18 protein-coding genes and 1 riboswitch are annotated in these 22,970 nt (G+C 32.9%); of the genes, 8 read left to right on the top strand and 10 right to left on the bottom strand.

What is annotated here, in order from left to right; all coding sequences use genetic code 11:
• Nucleotides 1-33 precede the first annotated feature (33 nt).
• Together KO527_RS21640 and KO527_RS21635 are read left to right on the top strand one after the other, a co-directional pair.
• Entirely contained in the window at nt 34-1,257 is a 1,224-nt protein-coding gene (locus KO527_RS21640; protein WP_216042322.1) for a HAMP domain-containing sensor histidine kinase, read from the top strand.
• 17 nt (nt 1,258-1,274) lie between these two features.
• Nucleotides 1,275-1,802, top strand: a complete 528-nt coding sequence (locus tag KO527_RS21635) for a response regulator (protein ID WP_216042321.1) — start codon at nt 1,275-1,277, stop codon at nt 1,800-1,802.
• Nucleotides 1,803-2,024: 222 nt separating this feature from the next.
• On the opposite strand, the gene KO527_RS21630 is transcribed toward KO527_RS21635, so the two are convergent.
• A complete protein-coding gene (locus KO527_RS21630; RefSeq protein ID WP_216042320.1) occupies nt 2,025-4,082 on the bottom strand; it encodes a TonB-dependent receptor in 2,058 nt (685 codons plus the stop codon).
• A 199-nt stretch (nt 4,083-4,281) separates the two neighbouring features.
• On the opposite strand from KO527_RS21630, the gene KO527_RS21625 reads away from it, so the two are divergent.
• The 4 genes from KO527_RS21625 to KO527_RS21615 all read left to right on the top strand — a co-directional run bounded on the left by KO527_RS21625 (nt 4,282) and on the right by KO527_RS21615 (nt 8,663).
• Complete coding sequence (locus KO527_RS21625) at nt 4,282-4,800, top strand: redoxin domain-containing protein (protein WP_216042319.1); 519 nt, start codon at nt 4,282-4,284, stop codon at nt 4,798-4,800.
• 4 nt (nt 4,801-4,804) lie between these two features.
• The gene (locus tag KO527_RS26110) at nt 4,805-5,056 is read left to right on the top strand and encodes a hypothetical protein (protein WP_252733967.1); all 252 of its coding nucleotides are present in this window, start codon (nt 4,805-4,807) and stop codon (nt 5,054-5,056) included.
• A gap of 97 nt (nt 5,057-5,153) precedes the next feature.
• On the top strand, nt 5,154-7,151 hold the full coding sequence (locus KO527_RS21620) for a TonB-dependent receptor (protein ID WP_216042318.1): 1,998 nt from the start codon (nt 5,154-5,156) through the stop codon (nt 7,149-7,151).
• A 69-nt stretch (nt 7,152-7,220) separates the two neighbouring features.
• Entirely contained in the window at nt 7,221-8,663 is a 1,443-nt protein-coding gene (locus KO527_RS21615) for a coniferyl aldehyde dehydrogenase (RefSeq protein ID WP_216042317.1), read from the top strand.
• Here KO527_RS21615 and KO527_RS21610 read toward each other — a convergent pair.
• The 4 genes from KO527_RS21610 to KO527_RS21595 all read right to left on the bottom strand — a co-directional run bounded on the left by KO527_RS21610 (nt 8,660) and on the right by KO527_RS21595 (nt 14,051).
• Nucleotides 8,660-9,379, bottom strand: coding sequence for a tetratricopeptide repeat protein (locus KO527_RS21610; protein WP_216042316.1), 720 nt, complete (start codon nt 9,377-9,379; stop codon nt 8,660-8,662). The two genes, KO527_RS21615 and KO527_RS21610, sit on opposite strands and share 4 nt — an antisense overlap.
• A 164-nt stretch (nt 9,380-9,543) precedes the next feature.
• A complete protein-coding gene (locus tag KO527_RS21605; RefSeq protein ID WP_216042394.1) occupies nt 9,544-11,403 on the bottom strand; it encodes a bifunctional diguanylate cyclase/phosphodiesterase in 1,860 nt (619 codons plus the stop codon).
• A gap of 349 nt (nt 11,404-11,752) precedes the next feature.
• Nucleotides 11,753-12,046, bottom strand: coding sequence for a hypothetical protein (locus KO527_RS21600; RefSeq protein ID WP_216042315.1), 294 nt, complete (start codon nt 12,044-12,046; stop codon nt 11,753-11,755).
• 235 nt (nt 12,047-12,281) lie between these two features.
• Entirely contained in the window at nt 12,282-14,051 is a 1,770-nt protein-coding gene (locus tag KO527_RS21595) for an MFS transporter (protein ID WP_216042314.1), read from the bottom strand.
• A 353-nt stretch (nt 14,052-14,404) separates the two neighbouring features.
• A riboswitch (cyclic di-GMP riboswitch) is annotated at nt 14,405-14,493 on the top strand.
• A 65-nt stretch (nt 14,494-14,558) separates the two neighbouring features.
• Between KO527_RS21595 and KO527_RS21590 the strand changes: the two genes are divergently transcribed.
• Both KO527_RS21590 and cdd read left to right on the top strand, forming a co-directional pair.
• Nucleotides 14,559-14,930: a hypothetical protein gene (locus KO527_RS21590; RefSeq protein ID WP_216042313.1), complete on the top strand. Its 372-nt coding sequence runs from the start codon at nt 14,559-14,561 to the stop codon at nt 14,928-14,930.
• 40 nt (nt 14,931-14,970) lie between these two features.
• Entirely contained in the window at nt 14,971-15,864 is an 894-nt protein-coding gene (cdd, locus tag KO527_RS21585; RefSeq protein ID WP_289847730.1) for a cytidine deaminase, read from the top strand.
• Nucleotides 15,865-15,921: 57 nt separating this feature from the next.
• Here cdd and udp read toward each other — a convergent pair whose 3' ends face one another.
• The 5 genes from udp to KO527_RS21560 all read right to left on the bottom strand — a co-directional run bounded on the left by udp (nt 15,922) and on the right by KO527_RS21560 (nt 22,693).
• Entirely contained in the window at nt 15,922-16,686 is a 765-nt protein-coding gene (udp, locus tag KO527_RS21580; protein WP_216042311.1) for a uridine phosphorylase, read from the bottom strand.
• Between the two features lie 160 nt (nt 16,687-16,846).
• Nucleotides 16,847-17,041, bottom strand: coding sequence for a (2Fe-2S)-binding protein (locus KO527_RS21575; RefSeq protein WP_042145617.1), 195 nt, complete (start codon nt 17,039-17,041; stop codon nt 16,847-16,849).
• A 131-nt stretch (nt 17,042-17,172) separates the two neighbouring features.
• Entirely contained in the window at nt 17,173-19,347 is a 2,175-nt protein-coding gene (locus KO527_RS21570) for an EAL domain-containing protein (protein WP_216042310.1), read from the bottom strand.
• An 18-nt stretch (nt 19,348-19,365) separates the two neighbouring features.
• Nucleotides 19,366-20,814: an HDOD domain-containing protein gene (locus KO527_RS21565; protein WP_216042309.1), complete on the bottom strand. Its 1,449-nt coding sequence runs from the start codon at nt 20,812-20,814 to the stop codon at nt 19,366-19,368.
• A 253-nt stretch (nt 20,815-21,067) separates the two neighbouring features.
• Nucleotides 21,068-22,693, bottom strand: a complete 1,626-nt coding sequence (locus tag KO527_RS21560) for a S41 family peptidase (RefSeq protein WP_216042308.1) — start codon at nt 22,691-22,693, stop codon at nt 21,068-21,070.
• Between the last annotated feature and the right edge of the window lie 277 nt (nt 22,694-22,970).

Genomic DNA, 22,970 nt, shown 5'->3' with positions numbered 1-22,970 from the left:
CAAACAGTAATATAAAAGGATTTTAGGTTAATAATGAAGATATTTGATTTTCAATCAACAACAGCCATACAAAGATTATTTTTACTCAGAACTATCGCAATTATCCTACAACTATCAAGTGTCATAGCAATTAGTTTAATTATGTCTTTACAGATCCCATTACTGCCGTTGTTGATAATCATAGCAATAGAGACTGCTTTTCATTTATTAAGTATTTTTTATTTTAAAAACCGAACTGCAAATCATAAGGGAATATTGATCCAAATATTAGCGGATGTCACATTTCTCACAATACTAATGTACTTTAGTGGCGGTGCGACCAATGCATTTGTTTCCTTATTACTTATGCCAATTGTAATCGCCGCAGTCAGCCTACCAACTCGGTTTTTACTCCTAATTTCAGTAAGTTCAGTATTGGCTTACACAGGGTTATTGTTCAATATGCCTACTCACAGTATGCACCATATGGATATGAGTAACCATTTCATTGGTATGTGGGCAAATTTTTTACTATCTGTGATAGTCGTCACTTTTGTTGTGGGCGCCATGGCAAATGCAATCACAAGTAGAGAACGCCTTTTGGCTGCACAAAGAGAGGAACAACTCAGAAAAGAGCAATTATTAGCCCTGGGTGTTGCTTCTTCACAAGTGACACATCAGCTTGCAACACCACTTGGTAATCTACAATTATTATTTGATGAATTAATAGAAGATTACCCTAATGATCAAGCCGTTCTGTCGATGCAGCACCCACTTAAACAATGTACATCTCAGCTTGGATACTTTCGCACATTAGCCACTTCAATTCGTGAAAATAAAACTGAAGTTTATGTTATCAAGGAACTGATTGAGCAATTAAGGGATTGTGTCCAACTTAACTTTCCCAATGTCAATTTAAATATCATTCTTGATGATCTACTGGAGCAACATAAAATTGAAGCCGATGCGATGCTATTGCCCGCTTTATTGAATTTGGTACAAAATGCTGTAAAAGCCAACGAAGACAATAATAGCCAAGATATAGAGTTAAATGCTTACATACATGCTAATGCGTTAAATATAAAATTACGAGACTTTGGTCGTGGCATTTCAACAAAACAAATATCTTTAGGGCAACAATTAGTAAAAAGTGAAACAGGTTTAGGAATGGCAGTCTTATTATCTAACTCAAGTTTAGAAAGATTAGGTGGTTCTCTGAAGTTATATAATCACACCAAGCAAGGTGCAATCGCACATGTCAGTTTACCTACTGTGTAAATTATAGGTTTTTATATATGAAGTTATTAATTGTTGAAGATGATAAAGCGCTATCTGCTACGTTAAACCGCAGATTAACAAAACATCATTTTGTTTGTCATGAAGTACATCACGCAGATCAAGTATTACACAATTGCCATTTAATTAAGCCTACACATATTATCTTAGATATGAAGTTAGCAAATGAAAACAGTTTGGGTCTAATAAAACCTATCAGAGCTGCATTACCACATGTTAGGTTATTACTCTTGACTGGTTTTGCCAGTATTACAACAGCAGTTGAAGCAATGCGATTGGGAGCTGATGATTATTTATCAAAACCTGCTGATACAAAAATGATTTTGAAATCCCTTTTAGGTGAAGAAGAATCACAACCACAACAAGATTATGAATTGCAAACCATGTCTACAGAACGGCTGGAGTGGGAACATATTCAACAAGTACTCAATTGTAATGATGGTAATGTTTCTGCAACAGCGAGGCAATTAGGTATGCACAGACGAACTTTGCAACGTAAGTTACAAAAGAAACCTGTTGTAAAATAAACTGTCATAATCAGACTGGATTCAACTTGTTTACTTTGGGGCCAAACTGGCAGGTATTTCGATTTCACCTATTGGTAAAACGATTGTAATGTAGGATTTCATTTGCTGCTCGCAGTTTAAATACAGAGGCAGAAGTATCTCACTTAAGAACTAAGTCCTAGCCATAAGCTATCATCAGATAGCCAATTATTGAAAACTGGCTATCTCTGTGAAATTAAAAGCTTAGAACTGATAATCCATCGCTATATAGAGGTTTCGTCCCATAGCTGGCACTTTATCACCTTTAGCAATTTCACTACCACTTGCTCTATTTGTGCCAGCTAAATGGTCACTATAGTGCTTATTAAATAAATTGTTCACACCACCTCGCACAACTAAACCACTTGTTACAAAATAATCAACTTGCCAATCAACAACAGCATACCCAGCTGTTTCTTTTTCATTGTTAATTTCAGATATATTGTTCTGTTTTGAGTAAGCATGTAGCGCTAAATCAGTTTGCCAATCTCCGAGCTGATAGTTTATGTTAATTCGTGTATTCAGTGGTGATATACGATATAAATCATCATTTAAATCACTGCGAGTACCACGTACATAACTTGCAATACCTGATAATTTTAAACTGTCAGATAATTTATAATGCCAATTTAAGTCTGCACCGTATAATTTAGCATCTATATTTGTAAATTCTAATGGGTTTTCATCACCCATCATAGAAGCGACCATTTTCACATGGATATTGTCAGATGGTGTGCCTTGGATGTAGTTATCGACTTTTTGATAAAATATATGTGGTGAAATTGCAAACGAAGTACTTTCAAAATTATAACCAAGGTCTAATTGGTAAGCGGTTTCTGGCTCTAAATTGATATCACCGACATATGTTTTACCATCTGCCAAACCACCTGTTGATTGCATAGGCATCCAAAGGTAATGTTCCTGATAACTTGCAGCGCGTTGTTTAATTGCGACTGCATAAGTAATAGCGTGATTATTATCAATCGTATTTAAACTGTTTAACACAATATCATAAGTTGTTTCTGAAACATCTTTATCAGAAGCATTAAATTGATCTTGCAATGCTTTTACATGCTGATTCATCATTGCCATTGAGCTGATAACATCATCTGCATCTGCATTATTGTGTTTTGCTCTAAAGCCTAATGTATAAGCACTGTTATTAACTTGTGGTTGCCATTGAACATATAGGCTATTTTTTTCATCCATTACCTGGTTAAAGTTAATGATTTTAAACATCATATTTTCTGGATTGGTTATTGTAGAGTTATGTTCAGCGCTGAATCCTTCAATGCCAAATGATAGCGCATCACTGATAACTTCAAACTTATAATCAAATGTTTTCGCTTCGGCTGTATTATATCTGTATTTATCTGGATCAGTATTTTCACGCTGGCTAAGATTATCCATTCCGTGTGTAGCGTCTTGTAAACCCAGTTGCCATTTAAATTTTAGTGATGCAGTCTCATACTCACCGTCATGATTATATCTATCAGACTCTATGTAATCGATATCCATTGGCAAAGCAGGCGTACCTGAGTTATTAGTTTTAGAATGATGCCATGTAGCACCTAAAGATAAATTAGAAACTTGATAACTCAAGTCTATCCCGTATTGCTGTTTATCATATTGAGTCGACTTTACAGTCTGATCATTTGCACTGTTATAATCATCACCTTTTTGATCGCTAAAATATGACAATAAACCAAAGTTATTGCCACTGATATTGACATTAGCAGCAAGTGTAGAGGCATTATTAATATCATTATAGCTTGTTGCCATATCACCAGATATTATCGTTTCTTCACTTGCAGCAGCACGTTTTAAATTAACTTCAACGGAGCCTCCTAATGTATCTATACCACTATTAACAGGCGCAATACCCCGGTATACAGCAACAGAATCAACCATTATTGGATTAATGTATGTCAATGGGGCATCCATTGCATTAGGTCCAGCACTGATTATTTGATGACCGCTTATGCTTTTAGCAATACGATCACCATACATACCTCTATATTGTGCAATACCCGTAATTGGACCATTTTTATTGATATTTGCCCCAGGTACTGTTTTAAGCCAATCTGCCACATCAGGCATCACCAAGTTACCTTCAGCCAATGCCGTTTCTGAATGGATTAATTTTGGCGCTTTTACAGTAATGACCTCTATAGATGTTTGCTTAGTATCATCTGCAAGAGTAGTTTGACTTGAAAAAGTAAGACCTAGCGTAATAGCAAGGTAAAGTGGTTTGAGCTTCATAAATAATCCTTAGCACTTGGTGCTGTAATTTTATATCCTTATTTTCTAAGTATTTAGCCTTTATAACAAAGTTTATATAGTTAACTGCGACAATATGTCGCACATTTATTACACCACTGTTTTTAATACATATTTTGCTATTTTTTTGATTGATCTATATCATCAATTTACAACTTTGAAACCATGGTTTTTATTTATTATGTTTAAATACTTTTCTATATTAATAATCGCTTTAACTAGCTTTATCAGTAGCGCAACAGACTTAAAAGTAGGGGATATTGCTCCTAACTTTAATTTACAAGCAACAACGGGGGATTTTTATAAATTAAGTGATTATAAAAACAAAAAAACAGTCGTACTTGCATGGTACCCAATGGCCAATACAAGGGGCTGTACAATAGAATGTCGCTCGCTAGTCCAGAAAGGTCATCTGATCCGAGAATATAATGCGAGTTACTTTATGGCTTCTGTTGACCCTCTTGATGATAATCGTGATTTTGCTAAAAAAACAAATGCTGATTTCCCGATGTTAAGTGATCCAACAAAATCCACAGCAAAAGCATACGATGTGCTAAATTTGTTTGGCTTAGCTAGCAGAGTCACTTTCTATATTGGTTCTAATGGTAAAATTTTAAAAATAGATGATGATATAAACCCAGAGACGGCTGCTGAAGATATTGCTGCTAATTTAAAATATTTAAACATAGCAAAACCTTAAATTAATGGCTAAACCAAATAAAAAAGGTCCTTCTAAAACAGTAGATATATATTGTGCTAAATGTAAAACACAGTTGTTGAAGTATCGAAAGGGCGGTAAAGGGGCATTAGTAAAATGCTTTAAAGAAAGGATAAGCCAAAATTTTACAAATGAGTCATGTGTGTGCCCAAAATGTTTGCAAATTTTTGCGAGAGAAACATTAATAAAAGGCACACCTGCTTATAAGATTATCGGCGGGAAAGTGTGGTTCAAGTGATTATTTGATAAAGAAAACCAGTTTATTGCAGAATAAACTGGTTTAAAGTAACAATATAGCTACATTTAAAGTATCTGCTTAATAATTAAAATGATTTATGAGATTTCATACTAGCGTATTGTTTTGCATCTTATTTTTATCAAACTTTAGTTCAGCCAATAATCAGACAGAAACTGATTTATTTGAGCTAAGTTTTGACGAATTACTTAATGTTACTGTTGATTTAGCAACTAAAACTGATGAAACCATCCAATCAGTGCCATCATCCATCACTCTTTTTTCAAAGCAACAGATTCAAAAACTCGCTGTCGAGAATGCATACGACATCATAAATTTTGTTCCTGGCTTTCAGGTAACACGTGGTGACTGGGTGGGTGCTGTTCCAAAAGAGCACGCTAGAGGTGTATTTTTGGATAATGGCTACATACTCGTTATGATAAATGGTCAAAGGCTCAACGAGATATCTTTTGGTAAAGCTTCTGTTTATACACCTTACATTCCTGCAGCGATTGTTGAACGAATTGAATTTATAAGAGGGCCTGGCTCTGCGCTTTATGGTAGTAATGCTTTTTTAGGTGTGATGAATATCATTACAGAAAAAAATAGCAATGAAGTCGAGCTCTCTTTAGGCACAAATGGGTTATGGCAGATAGCAGCTTCCTTAAATAAACAAGTAAATAATGATTTAAAATTAAATTTAAATTTTTCTATCAATAGTAAAGTTGGCCATGATTATAAGCTATCAGTTAATCATGACGTTATAGATCCATTAAAATCTGTTTATGCTGAGGCAGGTTTAGATTATAAAAATCTTATCTTAAACATGCGTTATAATAAAGTTAACTTAGATCAGTTTATGAATTTGAGTGGCTATTCAGAAGAAAATATACATCAAAGTAAAAACAGCTATGCAAGCATAAATTACACTTGCTATCACAATGAAAAGAGCTCTTTAAATACCCAATTTTTATACGCAGAACATCACATTTCATCGTCCGGCATGATCATTTCTAAAACAGAGGGAATTGTAAGTGACGATTTCCTTGTAGGTCCGCTATGGACAACAAAAGACTTAAATTTTAATTTAGACCATCAAATAAATTTTAAATCACATTTTTTACTCACCAGTGGTATCGAAATAAAACGTGCAGAACAAAGCGAAGCTGGGGTGAATACAAGTCATTTTGACTTTGATAAAGGTATTATTATTCCATCGGATGAATTTTATTTAGGCGGACCAGCAGAAATTTCAGATTTTGATGATTTTAATAGTTTAAAAAAATCTATTGATGCTGATGCTTTTTATTCACAATTAAAATGGCAAGCAAATTCTAATTTTAACGTTTTTATTGGCGCACGCTACGATGATGTAAAAAATATTGATAGTAAATTATCACCTAGATTGGCTTTTGTATATCAAAGCGGCACTGGCCATAGTTTAAAAATACAATATGGAGAATCCTTCAGGACCCCAGTAACCAATGAACTATACTCTAATGATGAAGTAACAACAGGTAACTCTGAATTAACATCTGAATTTGTAAAAACAACCGAACTTGTTTGGCAGTTCACTGAAGATAAAATAAGCTCAGAATTAGTGTTTTTCAATAATGATTTAAGAGATTTTGTAAATAAGGTTGTCACCCCAGTTCAAACTGCCGAGTTTACTTTTGAGAATAATATTAATAAAAGAATTCAAGGGATAGAAAGTGCGTTAAATTGGCATGTTACAAATCAAATAGAGTTTGGAATGACTGCAACTGTATTATTAAATAATCCAATAAACGAAAGTTATAAGCGGTTTGCCACAACTTATATAAATTATAGCCATGATAAATTCACATTTAATGTCAATGCGGTAATTCGAGATAAACTTCGAGGAAGAACAGCAACAAATCAAACTTTCCTTTCATCTAGTTACAGTTTATTTTCTACCAGCTTAATATACCAAATATCGCATTCTTCAAGCTTAAGTTTAAAGGCAAACAATGTGTTCGATAAACAATATATGACGTTTGATCCAAGGGTACCTACAGGAGAAATTCCGGGACCAGGGCAACAAATTAAACTATCTTTACACTATCTGTTCGATTGAATTCATTGACTAATACTAGAGAGCTTGGTAAATTTTTAATATTAGACTATTTATTCTATTGGAATTTTAATGAGCTTACATGACGAAGTAACTACCCCGAAAAAAAACAAATGTGAGCAAAGCCAACATTTAATTAATAGTTACAATAAACTGAAAAATGATTTTGATAAACACCCGTATTCAGACAAAAGTCATAGGGTTAAACGACTCAAAATATTAAAAACAGAACTACTTAAATTTAAGCCTGCACTTATAAATGCACTTGAAACTGACTATGGTCATCGAAGTGATTTTGATTCTGTTTTAGCTGATATATTACCAACCATTCAACACATAAAATATTCAATTGAGAACTTATCCAAATGGATGAAACCTTCTAGAAGAAGTAGTGGGTTACTTTTGGCTCCATCAACTATAAAAGTACAATATCAACCATTAGGGGTTGTTGGTATAATTGTGCCTTGGAACTTTCCAATATTTTTAAGCTTAGGCCCTATCGCGACAGCATTAGCTGCAGGTAATAAAATTATGGTTAAACTCAGTGAGTTTACACCGAATACCAACCAAGTAATTCTAAATTTACTAAAGCCACTTTCTGACGAAATCACTGTTATTGAAGGTGAAAGTGAAGTTGCCCAAAAATTTTCTTCTCTAAAGTTCGACCATTTATTATTTACAGGTTCAACTGAGGTAGGAAAACATGTCATGCGATCTGCCGCAGAAAATTTAACGCCTGTTACTTTAGAATTAGGCGGTAAGTCTCCAGTCATTATTGATGATGAAATTAATATAAAAACAGCTGTTTCACGTTTGTTAATCGGTAAAACATTAAATGCAGGACAAATCTGTGTTGCACCCGATTATGTTTTATTACCAAAAGAAAAAATTGAAGAGTTTAAAAAGCATTTTATTCAAGAGTTTAATAAAGCTTACCCACAAGGTTTAGAAGATAAAAACTATAGTTCCATAATTAATGTTAAACAGTTTTTACGATTAAACGCTTATTTAGAAGATGCAAAGGACAAAGGCGCAAATATTACGCCAGTAACAAAGCAATCAATAGATTTAACCAAACACCGATTATTACCCCAACTAGTTACTAATGTATCTGAAGATATGTTGTTGATGAAAGATGAGATTTTTGGTCCGATTTTACCATTAATAGGTTACAATAATTTGGATGAAGCAATCGATATCATTAACAAAAAAGAGCGACCTTTAGCCTTATATATCATGAGTTTTAATAATAAAACACAGAAAAAAGTACTTAAACAAACTCATAGCGGCGGTGTGTGTATTAATGATACTTTGATGCATGTTTCAGCTGATGATGCGCCTTTTGGCGGTATAGGACCTTCTGGTATGGGACAGTATCATGGGAAAGAGGGGTTTTTAACTTTTTCTAAAGCTAAAACAGTACTCACAAGTTACCGATTTAGCCCTAGAAGTTCGCTTCTTAATCACTATAAAAAGCTAATGCATACAGCGCTTGAAAAACTATTTATAAATTAAATACGTCTTTCTCCAAAATATTTACCATCTTTGATTTTATAATACATGCTATCTGCTTTTTCTTTAGCTAATTCAATTTGGCTAGGAGAAAGCTTTTTTTCATCTAACATTCGACTTTTACTTGCTTGGTCATTACCATTATATTCAGCGATAGTATTCCAGATATAAGACATTTCAATGCTTTTATCTACACCTAATCCCTCATAATACATCAGAGCTAAGTTAAATTGCGCTAAGGTATAGTTTTGCGCTGCTGATTTAATATACCACTTTACCGCAGTATGATAGTTTTGTCTGGTACCTTCACCATTTGTATACATAACACCTAAATTATATTGTGCAGCAGCCATGCCTTTTTCAGCAGCAATCGTAAATAAATCTAATGACTTTGTTGTATTAGACTTAACACCATTACCATATTTATAAATAACAGCTAAGGCAAAGGTCGCATCTGTAAAATCTTTTTTAGAAGCGCTCTCATACAGTTCGATTGCTTTTTGCTGATCTTTTGGCACACCTAAACCACGAGAATATAATTCTGCTAAATGATACATACCAGAAGGATAGTCAAGATCAACTAAATATTGAAACTCGTGAATAGCAGTTTCGAAATCTCCATTATTTGCAGCATTTATGCCTTTTTGTAAATCAGCAAATACAGGGACAGATAATAAAGCGGTAGATAAAATAGCGTACTTCAATTGTCTAAATATCATATTGTTAGCCACATAAATTTAAGTTGATTCATTAATTCTAGCTTGCATAAATCATCATATCCAGTTTTTTCTATGATAATACCAATTCAGATAATTAAGTGACCTGTTAATTAACAAAAATGGTAGCAAACAGTGTTAATTAAATTTTGTTGCCATAATTGTAGTTATTTAATAACAACATTATTCACAGTAGTATTAAGCTTCTGAGGTAGCCAAACATTGGTGCCAGTCATAGCAACATGGTTTAGATTATTCTTTAACACTTTTGTACCAACGTTTCTTGATGTTTCAGGCCTACTTACTAAATATCCTTGCACACATTGAATACCTAATTTACGTACTAGTTCAAATTGCTCGGCCTCTTCAACACCTTCGGCAACTAATTTTAAATTCAGCTTTTTACCCAATTCACTAATTGACTCTAGTATTTTGTTATATTTAGTTTTTTCATTAGCTTGATCTATAAATAACTTATCAATTTTAATTATATCAACGGGTAAATCAGCTAACGTACTTAAAGAACTAAAACCGGTGCCAAAATCATCAATTGCAATTTGAACACCTTCTTTTCTTAATAAGTCAAGCTGTTCAATGGTGTCACTTGTTGCTTCAATAAAGCAAGACTCAGTGATCTCTAGCAATAAAGCATGTGAGGGTAGACCTGTTTTATCTAAAATATCCATCACCCAAGGATGTAGTTCTCGGTGTTTTAGTTGCACGCCAGATATGTTTACCGATATCTTTACTTTTTTCATACCCGCGTTAAACCAGGCAGCCATCTGCCTACAAGCCTCATGAATTATCCAATCACCTAAAGGCAAAATTAAATTAGAATCCTCAGCGATAGGAATAAATTCACTTGGGGTAATTTCACCTTCAACAGGATGATTCCAACGTATTAGAGACTCAAAATACAAAATACTGCAATCTTGGACATTTACGATTGGTTGAAATGAAAGTTTAAAATTTTGGTTTGCGAGCGCAAGTCTCATTTCTTCTAATAAATAATGATGGCGTCGCATCTTATTACCCATTTCTGGAGAATAGATTCTAAATATGCCTCTGCCATCGGTTTTTGCCCGATACATGGCCACATCAGCCATCTGTAATAGGGCATGTGCATTTACAGCACTATCAGGATAAACTGCAATGCCAATACTCGCACCAATCTTTATAACCTTGTTACCTAGAACAAAGTCTCTCTCAATTTCCTGAATTATATGCTGTGCTACTTCTACTGCTTTGGCAGGATCAGCGACATCTTCAATGAAAATAGAGAATTCATCTCCACCTAAGCGAGAAAGGTTTTTTTCTAATAAAGTGACTGAATCTAAAGAACTCAAGGATTGATTTCGAACGGTTGTTTTTAGTCTTTCTGCAACTTGAATTAATATTTCGTCGCCAAAACTATGCCCAAACGAATCATTAACTTGTTTAAAACCATCTAAATCAATAAAAAGCAGGCTTTTTTTAGTATTAAGTTTTTCTGCTTTTTCAAGTTGTTCGCTTAAATGTTGTAAATAAGCATGCCTATCAGATAACCCTGTCAGTTTATCTTGAAATATATTGATTGAAGATTCGTGTTGAAACTTATTTGCTTTATCTAAAATAAGATCTAACGAGGTATTTAATTTTGAAAATGTATCATGATTTGATTTCTCTAATGTTGGAATTTCAAAAATATGATGTAATGAGGCTAATTTATTATTAATGCCTTTAATCAATATATAGTTTTTTCTCTTATTTTTTATATTTAAATAAAAAGGTAATAAGAAAGCACTAATGAATAAAACTAATAGGGGAAAATTAGTGAGTAAAATTACTTTATTGAACATGGCACGCATTGGAACAGCATGATAAATTTTTTGTTCTTTTTTTACGACAAAATATAATTTTTTATCTTGTATAAATACCGTGTTATTCAAAAATAATGCTGACAGAAACGAATTCTTTGATTGTTCAGTCTCTGAAATCGAAATTTTTTCGACACTCGACGGAAATAAATCTTGATGTAAAGCTGACATTCCCTGTGTAAAAGATAAAACAAGAACGATATATGCTAAAAGGGCACTAAAGAAAAGGACAAAAACTGATTTTAAAAACCAATGTCTATGATTTTTCAACTTAAAGTCCTTTTATTTACATTAATTTCAACCACTACGACATAACTTCCTAAAAACACCATATAAAACACAACATATTGATTTATTAATATTAAAAAATACATTCAAAGTATAGTGTATGAAAACAATGGAAACAATTTTAATTTTATTTAACAATTCATTTAAACTTTAAATCTTTTAACTAAATTAAAAAGGTTTGAACTCGAGGCTGCTAATTGGTTTTGGCACACCACTATTTCACAAGAGCGATTCATTTGCTCTGACTCTTAGAGTCAATTTTTTTATGTGAAGTTATCCAATTTAGTAATGCAGGGGAACGAAATACAGTATCTAATACTCTGATTTTTTCATGTATGAATAACTTAATCTTATTGGCATTCACTTCCATTTGTTGTGTTAGTTCATTTTCTACACTTAAATGTCTTTGGTTTGCTAAATATTGGCTTAAAGAAATTGTGATAATAGCTAAAACAATTGTGATACTAATTGATATCGTAACAATCATCTTTTTACTAATTGATGAATAGTTTTTGTAATGTTTCATTATAATTCTTATTATTGAACTTTTAAGTATAATGCATGCAATTTAAACGTGTAAATCTAGTTAAAATTATTCAATATATAAAGTTCAATCTAATGGAACGTTCAAAGGGAGGGATATTACCAATCCCGATAATTAACAAGTCAATCATCGGGAATTCAAAGTGTTTTAGGCAAGGTACTGGTATCTTGTTTCAAAAAGTTGCTCTTAAAATTAAAGAGCAACTGTAATTTTTAAGTTAATCTTGCTTTTGAGATTCTAACTTATGAGCAAAAAACTTATCATATGCAAATAAGGCTAACGCTGATAATACGCCTATTGCTGCAAACATATACCAGAATAATTCTGGTTTATTAAGGGTTTTAGCAAAATATTCATAGCCAACACCCGATAAAAGTCCTCCGGCTAAAAAACCAAAAGCAGACGCTAAATACAAATATCCTTGGTACATCGCAGATTTTTCTTTAGGCATTACCATCGCAATATATTCCATACTTTTTGGTGATACTAACATTTCACCAATTGAAAATAGTAATACAGCAGCAACCACCGCAGTACCAGCAATAAGCAATGATGGTGCAATCGCTAACATCAAATAGCTTAAAGATAACAATAATGTTCCGCCAACTAAGACATGGAATATTTTAAATTTTGATGACATTTTACTAAAGAACAGTTGTAAAATGACGATTGAACCAAAGTTAATTGATGCTATAAGTTCAGGTTTCACTTGCTGGTATTTATTAATCCATTCATTGGCTATTACGGCTGTTTTACTCATATCTAGCATACCTTTGTCTAAACTTAATAGCTTTGATATCTCATCAAAAGGCACCATAACACTATAATTTGTTAGCTTAAAATAAGCTTGTTGGATCACTTCAGGGCTTATATTTCCACCATGTGTCAAATTAAGCTGCTGCAAAAACGAAATTAATTTCTCAGAATTAGCACCTGACATAAAATTTGATACGTTTGGGTTAAGTGAGTTAAAGAATGTGATCAGATCCCCTGTATTTATATAATCCCTAATAAATATATTCAAGGAGACAAATATTTGCAGATATACAGCCCAAAAACCAGCCAAAATAAGTAAGTACAATATAAATGGTACATTACCAAATTTTATTTTTTCACCATACCAAGCTCTATTATCATCTTGTGCGACCTTATCCCAAATAAAATTAATGACTACCCATGATGCACATAAAATTGAAATCAACTTCCAGGATAAAAGACCTGTTCCGGGGATCAACAACATCACCATAATTGGGACAATCATTAATGCGAGCCTACCATTACCAAGCACATTTTGTACTTCAACTAAAGTTTCTTTTATAGACTTATTATTCTTTGAAGACTCAACACTTTTTGTTGGATCCCTAAAGAAAAATATGGCAGGAATAAAGTTAATAGCAATTGAGACAGCAGCCATTGTAAACGCTAATTCCCAGCTGATTTCTCTCAGATAAGCAACTGTAAGAGGCCCTAAAAAACCTCCTATATTAACCATAGTATAAAACAAGCCAAAACCTAGGCTACGATTTGCATCTGTTGTTTCACGGCTAACGGTACCAACAATAAGCGGTTTAAATATCGCGGCACCAACAGCGAGAACCATATAAGTTATAAAAAATGCACCATAGGAATCAACTTGGCCTAACATATAATAAGAAGGTGTCATCAAAGCAAAGGATATTAATAACATTTTTCTATAGCCGTACCTATCACCTAATGCGCCAGTCAATACAGGTAAAAGATAAATAAAGCTCATAACAACAGCAGATAAAGTTCCTCTTTGCTGATCAGTTGCACCTAATCCACCAAGCTCTAATGGTGCAGTCATATAAAGAGATAAAACACCAAAAATACCATACCAAGCTAGTCGCTCAAAAATTTCCATTGTATTAGCAACGTAATAATTACTACTAAAACTAAAAATTGAATTATTTTTACTTATATCGCGACTATTATTTGAATCCCTTTTTATTGTCTGTTCATCTGACACACATTTCTCCTAATTTACCCACACAGTTAACTATAGATATAGTTTAAACCTTTAATTTGAATACAATATACATAAGTTGCATCTTTGATGCTAAGTTTATTTTATGTGAATTAAATTGAATATCCCTAAAACTGTAATAATTAAATAACATAGCCTTATACCATTTCTGTTAATTAACTGTCACTCAGAGGAAACGGTATTAAATATAATATTTAATAAATTTCAATAAAACATTAAATTACACTTACACCTTACTAAAACTAAATAGATGTAAATAATCAAACGCTTATTAGTGCTTTTAAACGCTTAAGCATTACAAAGTTGACGATACCGTACAAACCTGTGAAAATATGTAAACGTAAAGGCAAGGTGTTTGAAAAAATACTCACGCAAAGTATCAGATCTAATGGTTTAACACACTTACGATGGCTGAGCTGCAAACGTGATAAATTTCGCTGCGATATTTATTCCTGCCTTTTATTATTTATGATTTAATCTGGTTAATTAATGTCAAAACTAATCACTAATCTAAGCTATGATGCTTCTGAGAATTTAGTAATGGTAAAACTTTTCGGAACAGCTAATGTTGAAGATGTCGTCAGCATTTACAAGAAAATAACTGAGTACGCAAAATTCAACGCAACAAATAAATTATTGGTTGATGTGATTGAGCTCGAACATGAATATCCAGCAATAGAAGTTATTAATTTAGTTGTACAAATCAAATCTATTTTGCAAGGTTTTAAAGTTGCTAGAATCATAGGATTTAAAGGGTTTCACCATGATTTAGTACTGCAAAAAGCAAAACGCTTTAATGTTTACGCTGAAAACTTTGATTGTAGTAAAAAAGCAAAACATTGGTTGAATACTGCGGCTTAAATTCATAAAATGGTGAACCATTAATTACAACAATAATAATATGATTTTAAGTTCACCAAATCAAAAAATTAACTTTTCAACTTCCCACATATTAGATATTAATTCACTTTTAAAAAACACTCGCGGCATGCTTAATTCTCTATTCATTAGCAAGTTAAAAAGTGAGTTAGATACTTCTTTAGATGATTTATTAACCGCGTTATTACCATTTGCATCAGAGTTTTCTGTTGCGCCCATTTCTAACTTTCATGTTGGAGCTATCGCGGTCGGGTCTTCTGGTAATTTATACTTTGGCGCCAATTTAGAGTTTACTAATCAAGCACTATCTTTAGTACTACACGGAGAACAATCTGCTATTAGTAATGCCTGGCTACATGGTGAAACACATATTACCAAACTTGCAATAAATGCAGCACCTTGTGGTTATTGTCGACAGTTTATTAATGAATTGGCATGTGCTCATCATATTGAGATTTTGTTAAATGGTGAAGTGATCCCTTTTGATAAGTTTTTACCTATGTCCTTTGGACCAAAAGATTTAGGTAACAATTTCGGATTATTGACAGTTAAGGATAACCTTCAAAATAGTGAAAAGCCAGACAGTATTTCATCTGAATTATTTCAACAGATCGGTTTAAGTTATGCACCTTATTCAAACAATTTAGCGGCTTGTGAAATACAAACCTTGGATGGTCAAGTATTTTATGGCCGTTATGCAGAAAATGCAGCGTACAGTCCGAGTTTATCCCCCCTTCAGGCGGCGATCAGTCAATTGATTTTATCAGGAAATGCTTTTTCTAAAGAGGTCATCAAACAAGTAACACTTGTTGAGATGGAAAATATAGAAAATCAGTTGAGTGTTACTAAAGCGGTACTAGAAAGCTATGACTTTGAAGTACCGTTTAATTATGTATTATTAGGCAATAATACATAAATTCGTTATACCGATTCTAATAAGTAAGTGATTTAATACAAATTAGAATTGGTATTCTTATGCTGGCTGTTTACATAATGTCTTAGCAGCTTCAAGTACCACTGAAACACTTTTTGCTTCTATTAAACCATGATCAACGTTTGGGATCTCTTGTCGAGTACGATTTACAAGTACACCAGCGACACATGCAGCCTTTAAACCAAGTGCTGAACACATAGTAAATAACGTTGCAGACTCCATTTCGTAATTCATCACGCCCAATTTCTGCCATTCTACGAAGCTTCCTTGGAATGAATTTGTAACATAGCCAGAATAAGTATCGTAGCGTTCTTGTCCAGGATAAAAAGTATCTGATGATGCAGTGATCCCTAAATGATATGGCATCTCTAATGCATCACATGCTTCTACCATAGCTTTTGTTGCAAAAAAATCAGCAACAGCAGGGTAGGTGATTGGTGCAAAGTGCTGACTTGCACCATCAAGGCGAACTGCACCATGGGAGATCAATACATCACCTTCATTAATATGAGGTTGAATAGCACCTGTCGTCCCAATTCTTAAAAATGTGCGTATACCTAATTGTGCTAACTCTTCCACAGCAATCGAAGTGGAAGGACCGCCTATACCTGTTGAACAAACAACAATTGGATGTTCATCTAAATATCCTAAATAAACATGATATTCACGTGTTTGAGCGAGACAAGTTATGTTTTCTAAATGTGAGGCTATACGTTCTGCTCTTGCGGGATCACCAGGTACGATTGCTAGTTTTGCATTATTGATTTGTTCTGAGTGTAAACCTAAATGAAACACTGTTTTCATGAAAAATCCTTAGAAACGGTATAAATGCTAATACTAAAAAATGTTATTATTTATATATAGCAGAGTATTTTAACTTAGGATAAAAGGTTTATTTTATTTAGAAGAGGACTTGTGTCCTGTTAATAAAGGAATTTTTAAATTTATGAGTTAATTGAAGAAATTATGCAACATCAGGCTCAAGGTTTGATATTTGGATTAATTTATTATTCAATATCTTTTTTGTACATTTGCAACACTTGCCACATTGTTTACCAATATGTAGTTCTGTAGAGAGTTGTTTTAACGTATGTGCACCATTATCTATAGCGGTTTCAATTTTTTTTGTTGTAACACCATTACAAATACAAACATACATACTTAAACAAACTCATTCTCATTTCAATGCGCTAATTTTAATGTAAATGATAACGATTATCAAATTAATTTTTGACATAAAATAGTAATTAAAACTGCATATCATTTGACTCGTTTAAATAAAAATATGTGTTAGAACCATTTTTCAGGCTTATGTATATGATACCCCTGTACATAATCAACACCAATTTCATTTAGTTTTTTTAAAATAAGTGCATCTTCTACAAATTCAGCCACTGTTTTTTTACCCATAATTTTTGCTGTTCTTTGGATGTTCTCAACAAATACGGAATTAACTTCATTTATATGTATGTCACGTATAAACATGCCATCTATTTTAATAATATTAATGGGTAATTTTTGCAAATAGCTAAAAGACGAAAAACCACTACCAAAATCATCTAATGAGAAATGACAACCCAATAAATTTATCTTATTCATAAACACTAATGCTGACTTTATATGAGTGATCGCTGAAGTTTCTGTTACTTCAAATGATATATTTTTAGCATTGATTTTATAAAGTAACATCTTTTCTTTTATATAATCATATAAAAGGGGATCTGTTAGCGTTAAGCCAGATAAATTAATACTATACTGGGATTGCTTGTCATCAGTGAGTTTATGTTCTAGTTCTGAAATTGCTAAAAAAGTCCTTTCAATAACCCATCTATCTAACTGAATAATTAAACCGTATTTTTCTGCTGCAGGTATAAACAGTGCTGGTGATATTAGCTTGTCGTCTTCATTTTTCAACCTGATCAGCACTTCAAAATATGTATTAGGTTTATCATACAAAGCCCGAATTTCTTGACGATATAAAACAAAACGATTATTGGACAGTGCCCAAGTGACATCATGAACTGCGTTCATTTCATCTGCATGCTGTATCAATAGTAAGTCATTACTTTGGTATAGTTGGTATCTATCACGACCCTTTTCCTTTGCTAAATAAACCGCTTGTGCTAAAGAAGAAAACACTTGCTGAGAATCTTGTTGGTAACAATCTAATTTAACCACACCTATGCTTGCGGTTATCGTTGCCGTTTTTTCATATCTTTGAAAGTTAAGTTTAGAAAAAAACTCTTGAATTTCTTTAGAAAAAGACTCTGCATCTTCATGCGGCAACTGTGTATGTAATAAAGCAAACTCATCATTACCTAAACGGCTAATAATGATAGGTTCTGATAAAAAATCTAAAAGAGAATGAGATATAAAATTTAAAAACTTATCTCCAAACGCATATCCAAAATTATTATTAATTACCTGAAACTTGTCTAAATCTATATGAAATACAACTCCAGTATTTGTTATCGACTCTTGATGTTTCTCATCTATGACTTTATTCAAACATTGAATAAAGTATTGGCGGTTATTTAAACCAGTTAAGTTGTCGTAATTATTACTATATACCAACTGTGTTTTCATTTCTGATTGTTTGGTGATCCGCGATTTTTGCACCCTATAAAATATATAAATGAATATACTTAAGGTGAACCAAATTAAAACAGCTTTTACAAGCCCTTTTAAAAGCAGCTCTTTATTATAAGAATCGTCTAATTTAATTGCTATTTGCCAACGTGTGCTAGGTATTTTTTTTATAAAACTAAAATTATTATAATCTTCAGATGTCATGATTAATTTAGGGTATTTATCTTGAGCACTCGCACTTGATAACTCTATCTTACGGCTTTTATCTGTCCTCATTAAAAAGAGCTGCTGATGGGGCAGTTGATATTTGTTTAAAAGGGATTGTAAAACATCAGGATTGAATGCAACAAACAGAAAGTTGTTATCTTCTTGGACTAAAAGAGGCTGTAATAAATCAAAATGAACACTACTTTTACTATAGTGTAAAAAGAGTCTATCTTGAGTACCATTTTCAAGTGTAGAGGATATCTCCTCTTTGCAAGAAGGCAGAAAGTCTCCTGTTATATGGCTTAACTTGCCATGACCCGATTCATCTATAAAAGCAAATAACCGAGTATTATTGATATCTTTTTTTAAAATATCTAATAAGAACAGATAAGTTTGCTTATCCGCTTTCCCTTTTGCATCTTGAAGTTTATTAATAAATTGAATATTTTTTTGCTGAAATAAATCAATTTCAAGCCTTAATTGCGCTAAGTAATCTAAATAATCTGATAAAATATTATCAGTCACAGAATCCATTAATTTTAGCTGATAGTTATAATGTTCTTTTGTTGATGAGAATGTTTGCCATATTAATAAAAGTAGTAGCAGCGCACTTGTAAACCAAACTAACCTTTTGGAACTTGTTAACTCACTTTTAGCCTTGGCTTTCAAGTTTCACACCTTAAATATTTAAATTAAAGATAAACATAAGTTTGTTTGTTGAACAAACAGGGTAAATGCCATAAAGTCTTTTTCACACAACATATTATTTTTTTCTGTTACACTTTTGTCAGCATAAAAAAGTCCTATGCATTGATTCTTCCACATTAAAGGCGCTAAAAAAAAGCCTGAATCCGACACTACATTATTAATTTCTTGCGTTAAATAGCCTTTAAATTTGTCATCATCAAACCCTTTGACCCAAATTGGCTTTTGGTATTTCATTGTATAACTAAAGATATTTGTGACCCCAGCAATACTCAAGGTAAAACCCTTTTTTACATGCATCGCATTTGCAGCTGAAATAAATCTTGGCACGATACAGCGGGTACTTTTATTTTTTAGCAATACCAAAGTCCGATCCATTTCTATTCCCCTATAAATCCCTTCTAATGCTGTTTGAATCACAATATTGAAATCACCTCCTTCAGATGGCAAGAATGCTAACTCTCTAATGATTTGAAGCTGTAGTGCTTCAGGTGAAATCACAATCTCTGTACTGTTCTCATTATCTTCTTTTGTAATTGCAGGATGATTAATAAACTTTGTGAGAACTGTAGCGCCATAGGAGTTCAATAATTTAATGGTATCTTCAGAACAGCTTAAGATTTTTAATTCAGTTTCTTTTTTTGAAATACCCATTATTGTTGATATTTTAAGTTGCAAGGCTGATAAATCTGACAATTTATGTTCCGGATCACTCAATAGTTCACTTAATTGTACGGCCAGATTGATAGACTGTATTTCAGGTGTTCTTAATTGTGGCTCAATAAGTGAATTAATTAAAATATCACCTAAATTCCAATTTCTTGCTAATCCTAAGCTCATTTCTTCAAACGATATACCTAGCTCTTTGGTAATTAGTAGACTTATTTCTTTTTGATTATTAAGCGGTAATAGTTGCTGATCTAAGTTATCAGTTACTTCGCCTCCCATGCTCCAAAATGCACTTTCACCTAATTTATTAAGTAATGCTGCAATAAAGGTTTGTTCCTGTATTTCAATGTCGTATTTAGAAACCATCATTTTAGCTATCATTCCAGCATGAAAAGACTGCGCCATTAATTTAATTAAACGATTGTAAACACTAGGGGTTAAATTTTTATTTTTTAATAAGCTACTGAGTAATTTAGATGTTATGCAAATATTTTTTATAGTTGAAAGCCCTAAAACGATAGCTGCGCGACTTACCGTAGTGACGGGGTTTCTACTCATATGAATACTACTATTGGCGACCTTTAAGATAGAAGATGTTAATGCATGATCATGTAACACTGCTTGACCTAATTTAGCTAAAGATGCTGTATCATCCTTTGCTAAATTTTCAAGCGCTCTTACTGTTGATGCTAATGCAGGCATTTCTTGTTTTGATATTCTATCTATCCAAGGGTGAGCTTTGTTAGAAAAGCTATTATCCAATTGGAGTATCTCCATAAGCTGATAAGTATTAATAAAATATAGCAAAAATTTTTAATCTGTCAGTATTAATACAGTATGCGTTAATTTATGGACCATTTAGAGGGAGAGCAAAGACAGTTACAGAGGATTACAACTTGATTATTGAAATAGGAAGAGGCGATAAAGAACATAGTGTTCATTTTACTTTAGATTACTAATTTAAAAAAGTTGAAGGGTAAAGTAAAACCCTTCAACTTCGCTACTTAATGACTTACTATTTAATTTCTCTACGGTGTAAGATTTTATTTTCTAATATTATAGAGTTTAAAATTTGATTAGGCGCTTGTATCGCTAATCCATCTTCATTAGATGCCTTTTGCACTTCATCGAGACTTTTAGATGCCCGAGATAAAGTAACAACCGGACACGATTCTGATTTCATATACTCAAGTGCAGCACTGAACATCCCCTCTTCAGGGTCACCCAGAGCCTTTGAATAATCATCAGCAACGCTACAACCTTTGATTTGTGATGCAAATTGAGGTGACTCTTTTGGTTCAAATCCATCTGAGTATTCACCAAAACCTTTCGCATTCACACCTTTAAATTGAATTGTAAAATAAGTATCTCCGCAGTTGTCTTGTGGATAGAATCCATATGGTTTACCACACGTTGAAGTGCCTATTTGAATAACATCAATATCAATACCACGTAAGCCATTCATGAAAGCTTCACTGGCAGAACAAGTTGAACCTGTTGTTAATACAAAAATGCGTTGTAAATCTATGCTTGGTAAATCCTCCGATGTAAATTGATAAGATACGTAATCTATCTTTTTATCATAAAAGGGCGTTGGTGAAAGCGAATTTCCAGTTATTGGGTTGGTACTTGTATATTTATTATTGAATATCGTATTTTCAAAGGTACGATTTTTAGTCGCATTATCACCCGCGACCATATAAGCAAATTGAGATGCCATTGCTAATAACCCGCCACCGTTGTAACGTAAATCTACAACGACTTCTGACACATTTTCATCTGAAAATTGTGAGATTGCATCAATTAAACCTTCTTGCGCTAGACCAATATGAGAATTAAATTGTAAATAGCCCACTTTGCCAATTTCAGTCTCAATTACTTTAGTATTTTGTACTGGAGATGAAACTACATCTGCTGAAGTGAATGTTTTAGTGATAATTGTGCCATCAGGCTCAAGTAATTTAAAGCTATGAGACTCTGAGACTTGTTCAGGGAATAAACCAGCATCGATCACATCCACATTATTACCATTTACAAAATCCACGCCGTCAATTTCTAAAATCTGGCTTCCGCGTTTTAATCCGGCTAAATCAGCTGGAGAGTTCGGTTCTGTATATCTAACAATTAAATCTCTCGGCGGGACTAGAGCATTAAATTGCCAATTAATGCCATAACCTGATGTAACACCTGATTGTGTTCTTTTATTATAGTCAGCTGTATTTTGAGAACCATGAAAGTTATCTTTTTTTGCGCCAGAATCTGTTGTTTGCGTGGTTTTAAGCTGTTTAAAATAATCAACGATATTAAAGTTATTTGGATCATTATCTTCAATTTCGCTATACCATAGGTAAGTATTATCACTATAAGATCTTAACCACATTTTTTCATGTAGTTCACTTCCGGATTTATCAGGGTAAGGCGCATTGTTATTATAAGGATCAGTCCCTGTTCTGGGTGTGGCGCAATAGTCTTTAAATTTACTCGCGGCTTCAAACGTACCCGCAACCCAAGTTGGAGCATCACTAGTGCCAGGATCAGTCACTAAATTTGTGCCACTATTTGATGAACCACCACATGCAGCTAGTGCCATTACACTTAAGGCCAACGCTATTTTTGTCTTACCTGATTTATGAAATCCCATAAATTCCTTCTTAGTTACTACTTGATTAAAATAAAACACCAACAATATTTAGGCAAAAATAACAAACGGGAAATCAAGTTACAAGTAAATAACACTTATAATCAAAAGTACTATGTATTTATTATAGGTTCAAAGTTTTATGCAGCTAATTTGCATATGTAACGGACCTTAGAAAAATTGTTAAAAACACTCAGTTGACAGCGAACCATATTAAATATATTAGTTTAAGTAAGCCGTTTTTATTTAAAATCTTTTTAACGATACAAATATAAATCAT

The organism is Pseudoalteromonas sp. C2R02, from assembly GCF_018860845.1.
In the GTDB taxonomy this organism is placed as follows: Bacteria; Pseudomonadota; Gammaproteobacteria; order Enterobacterales; family Alteromonadaceae; genus Pseudoalteromonas.
This window is presented reverse-complemented; position numbering and strand designations above follow the sequence as displayed.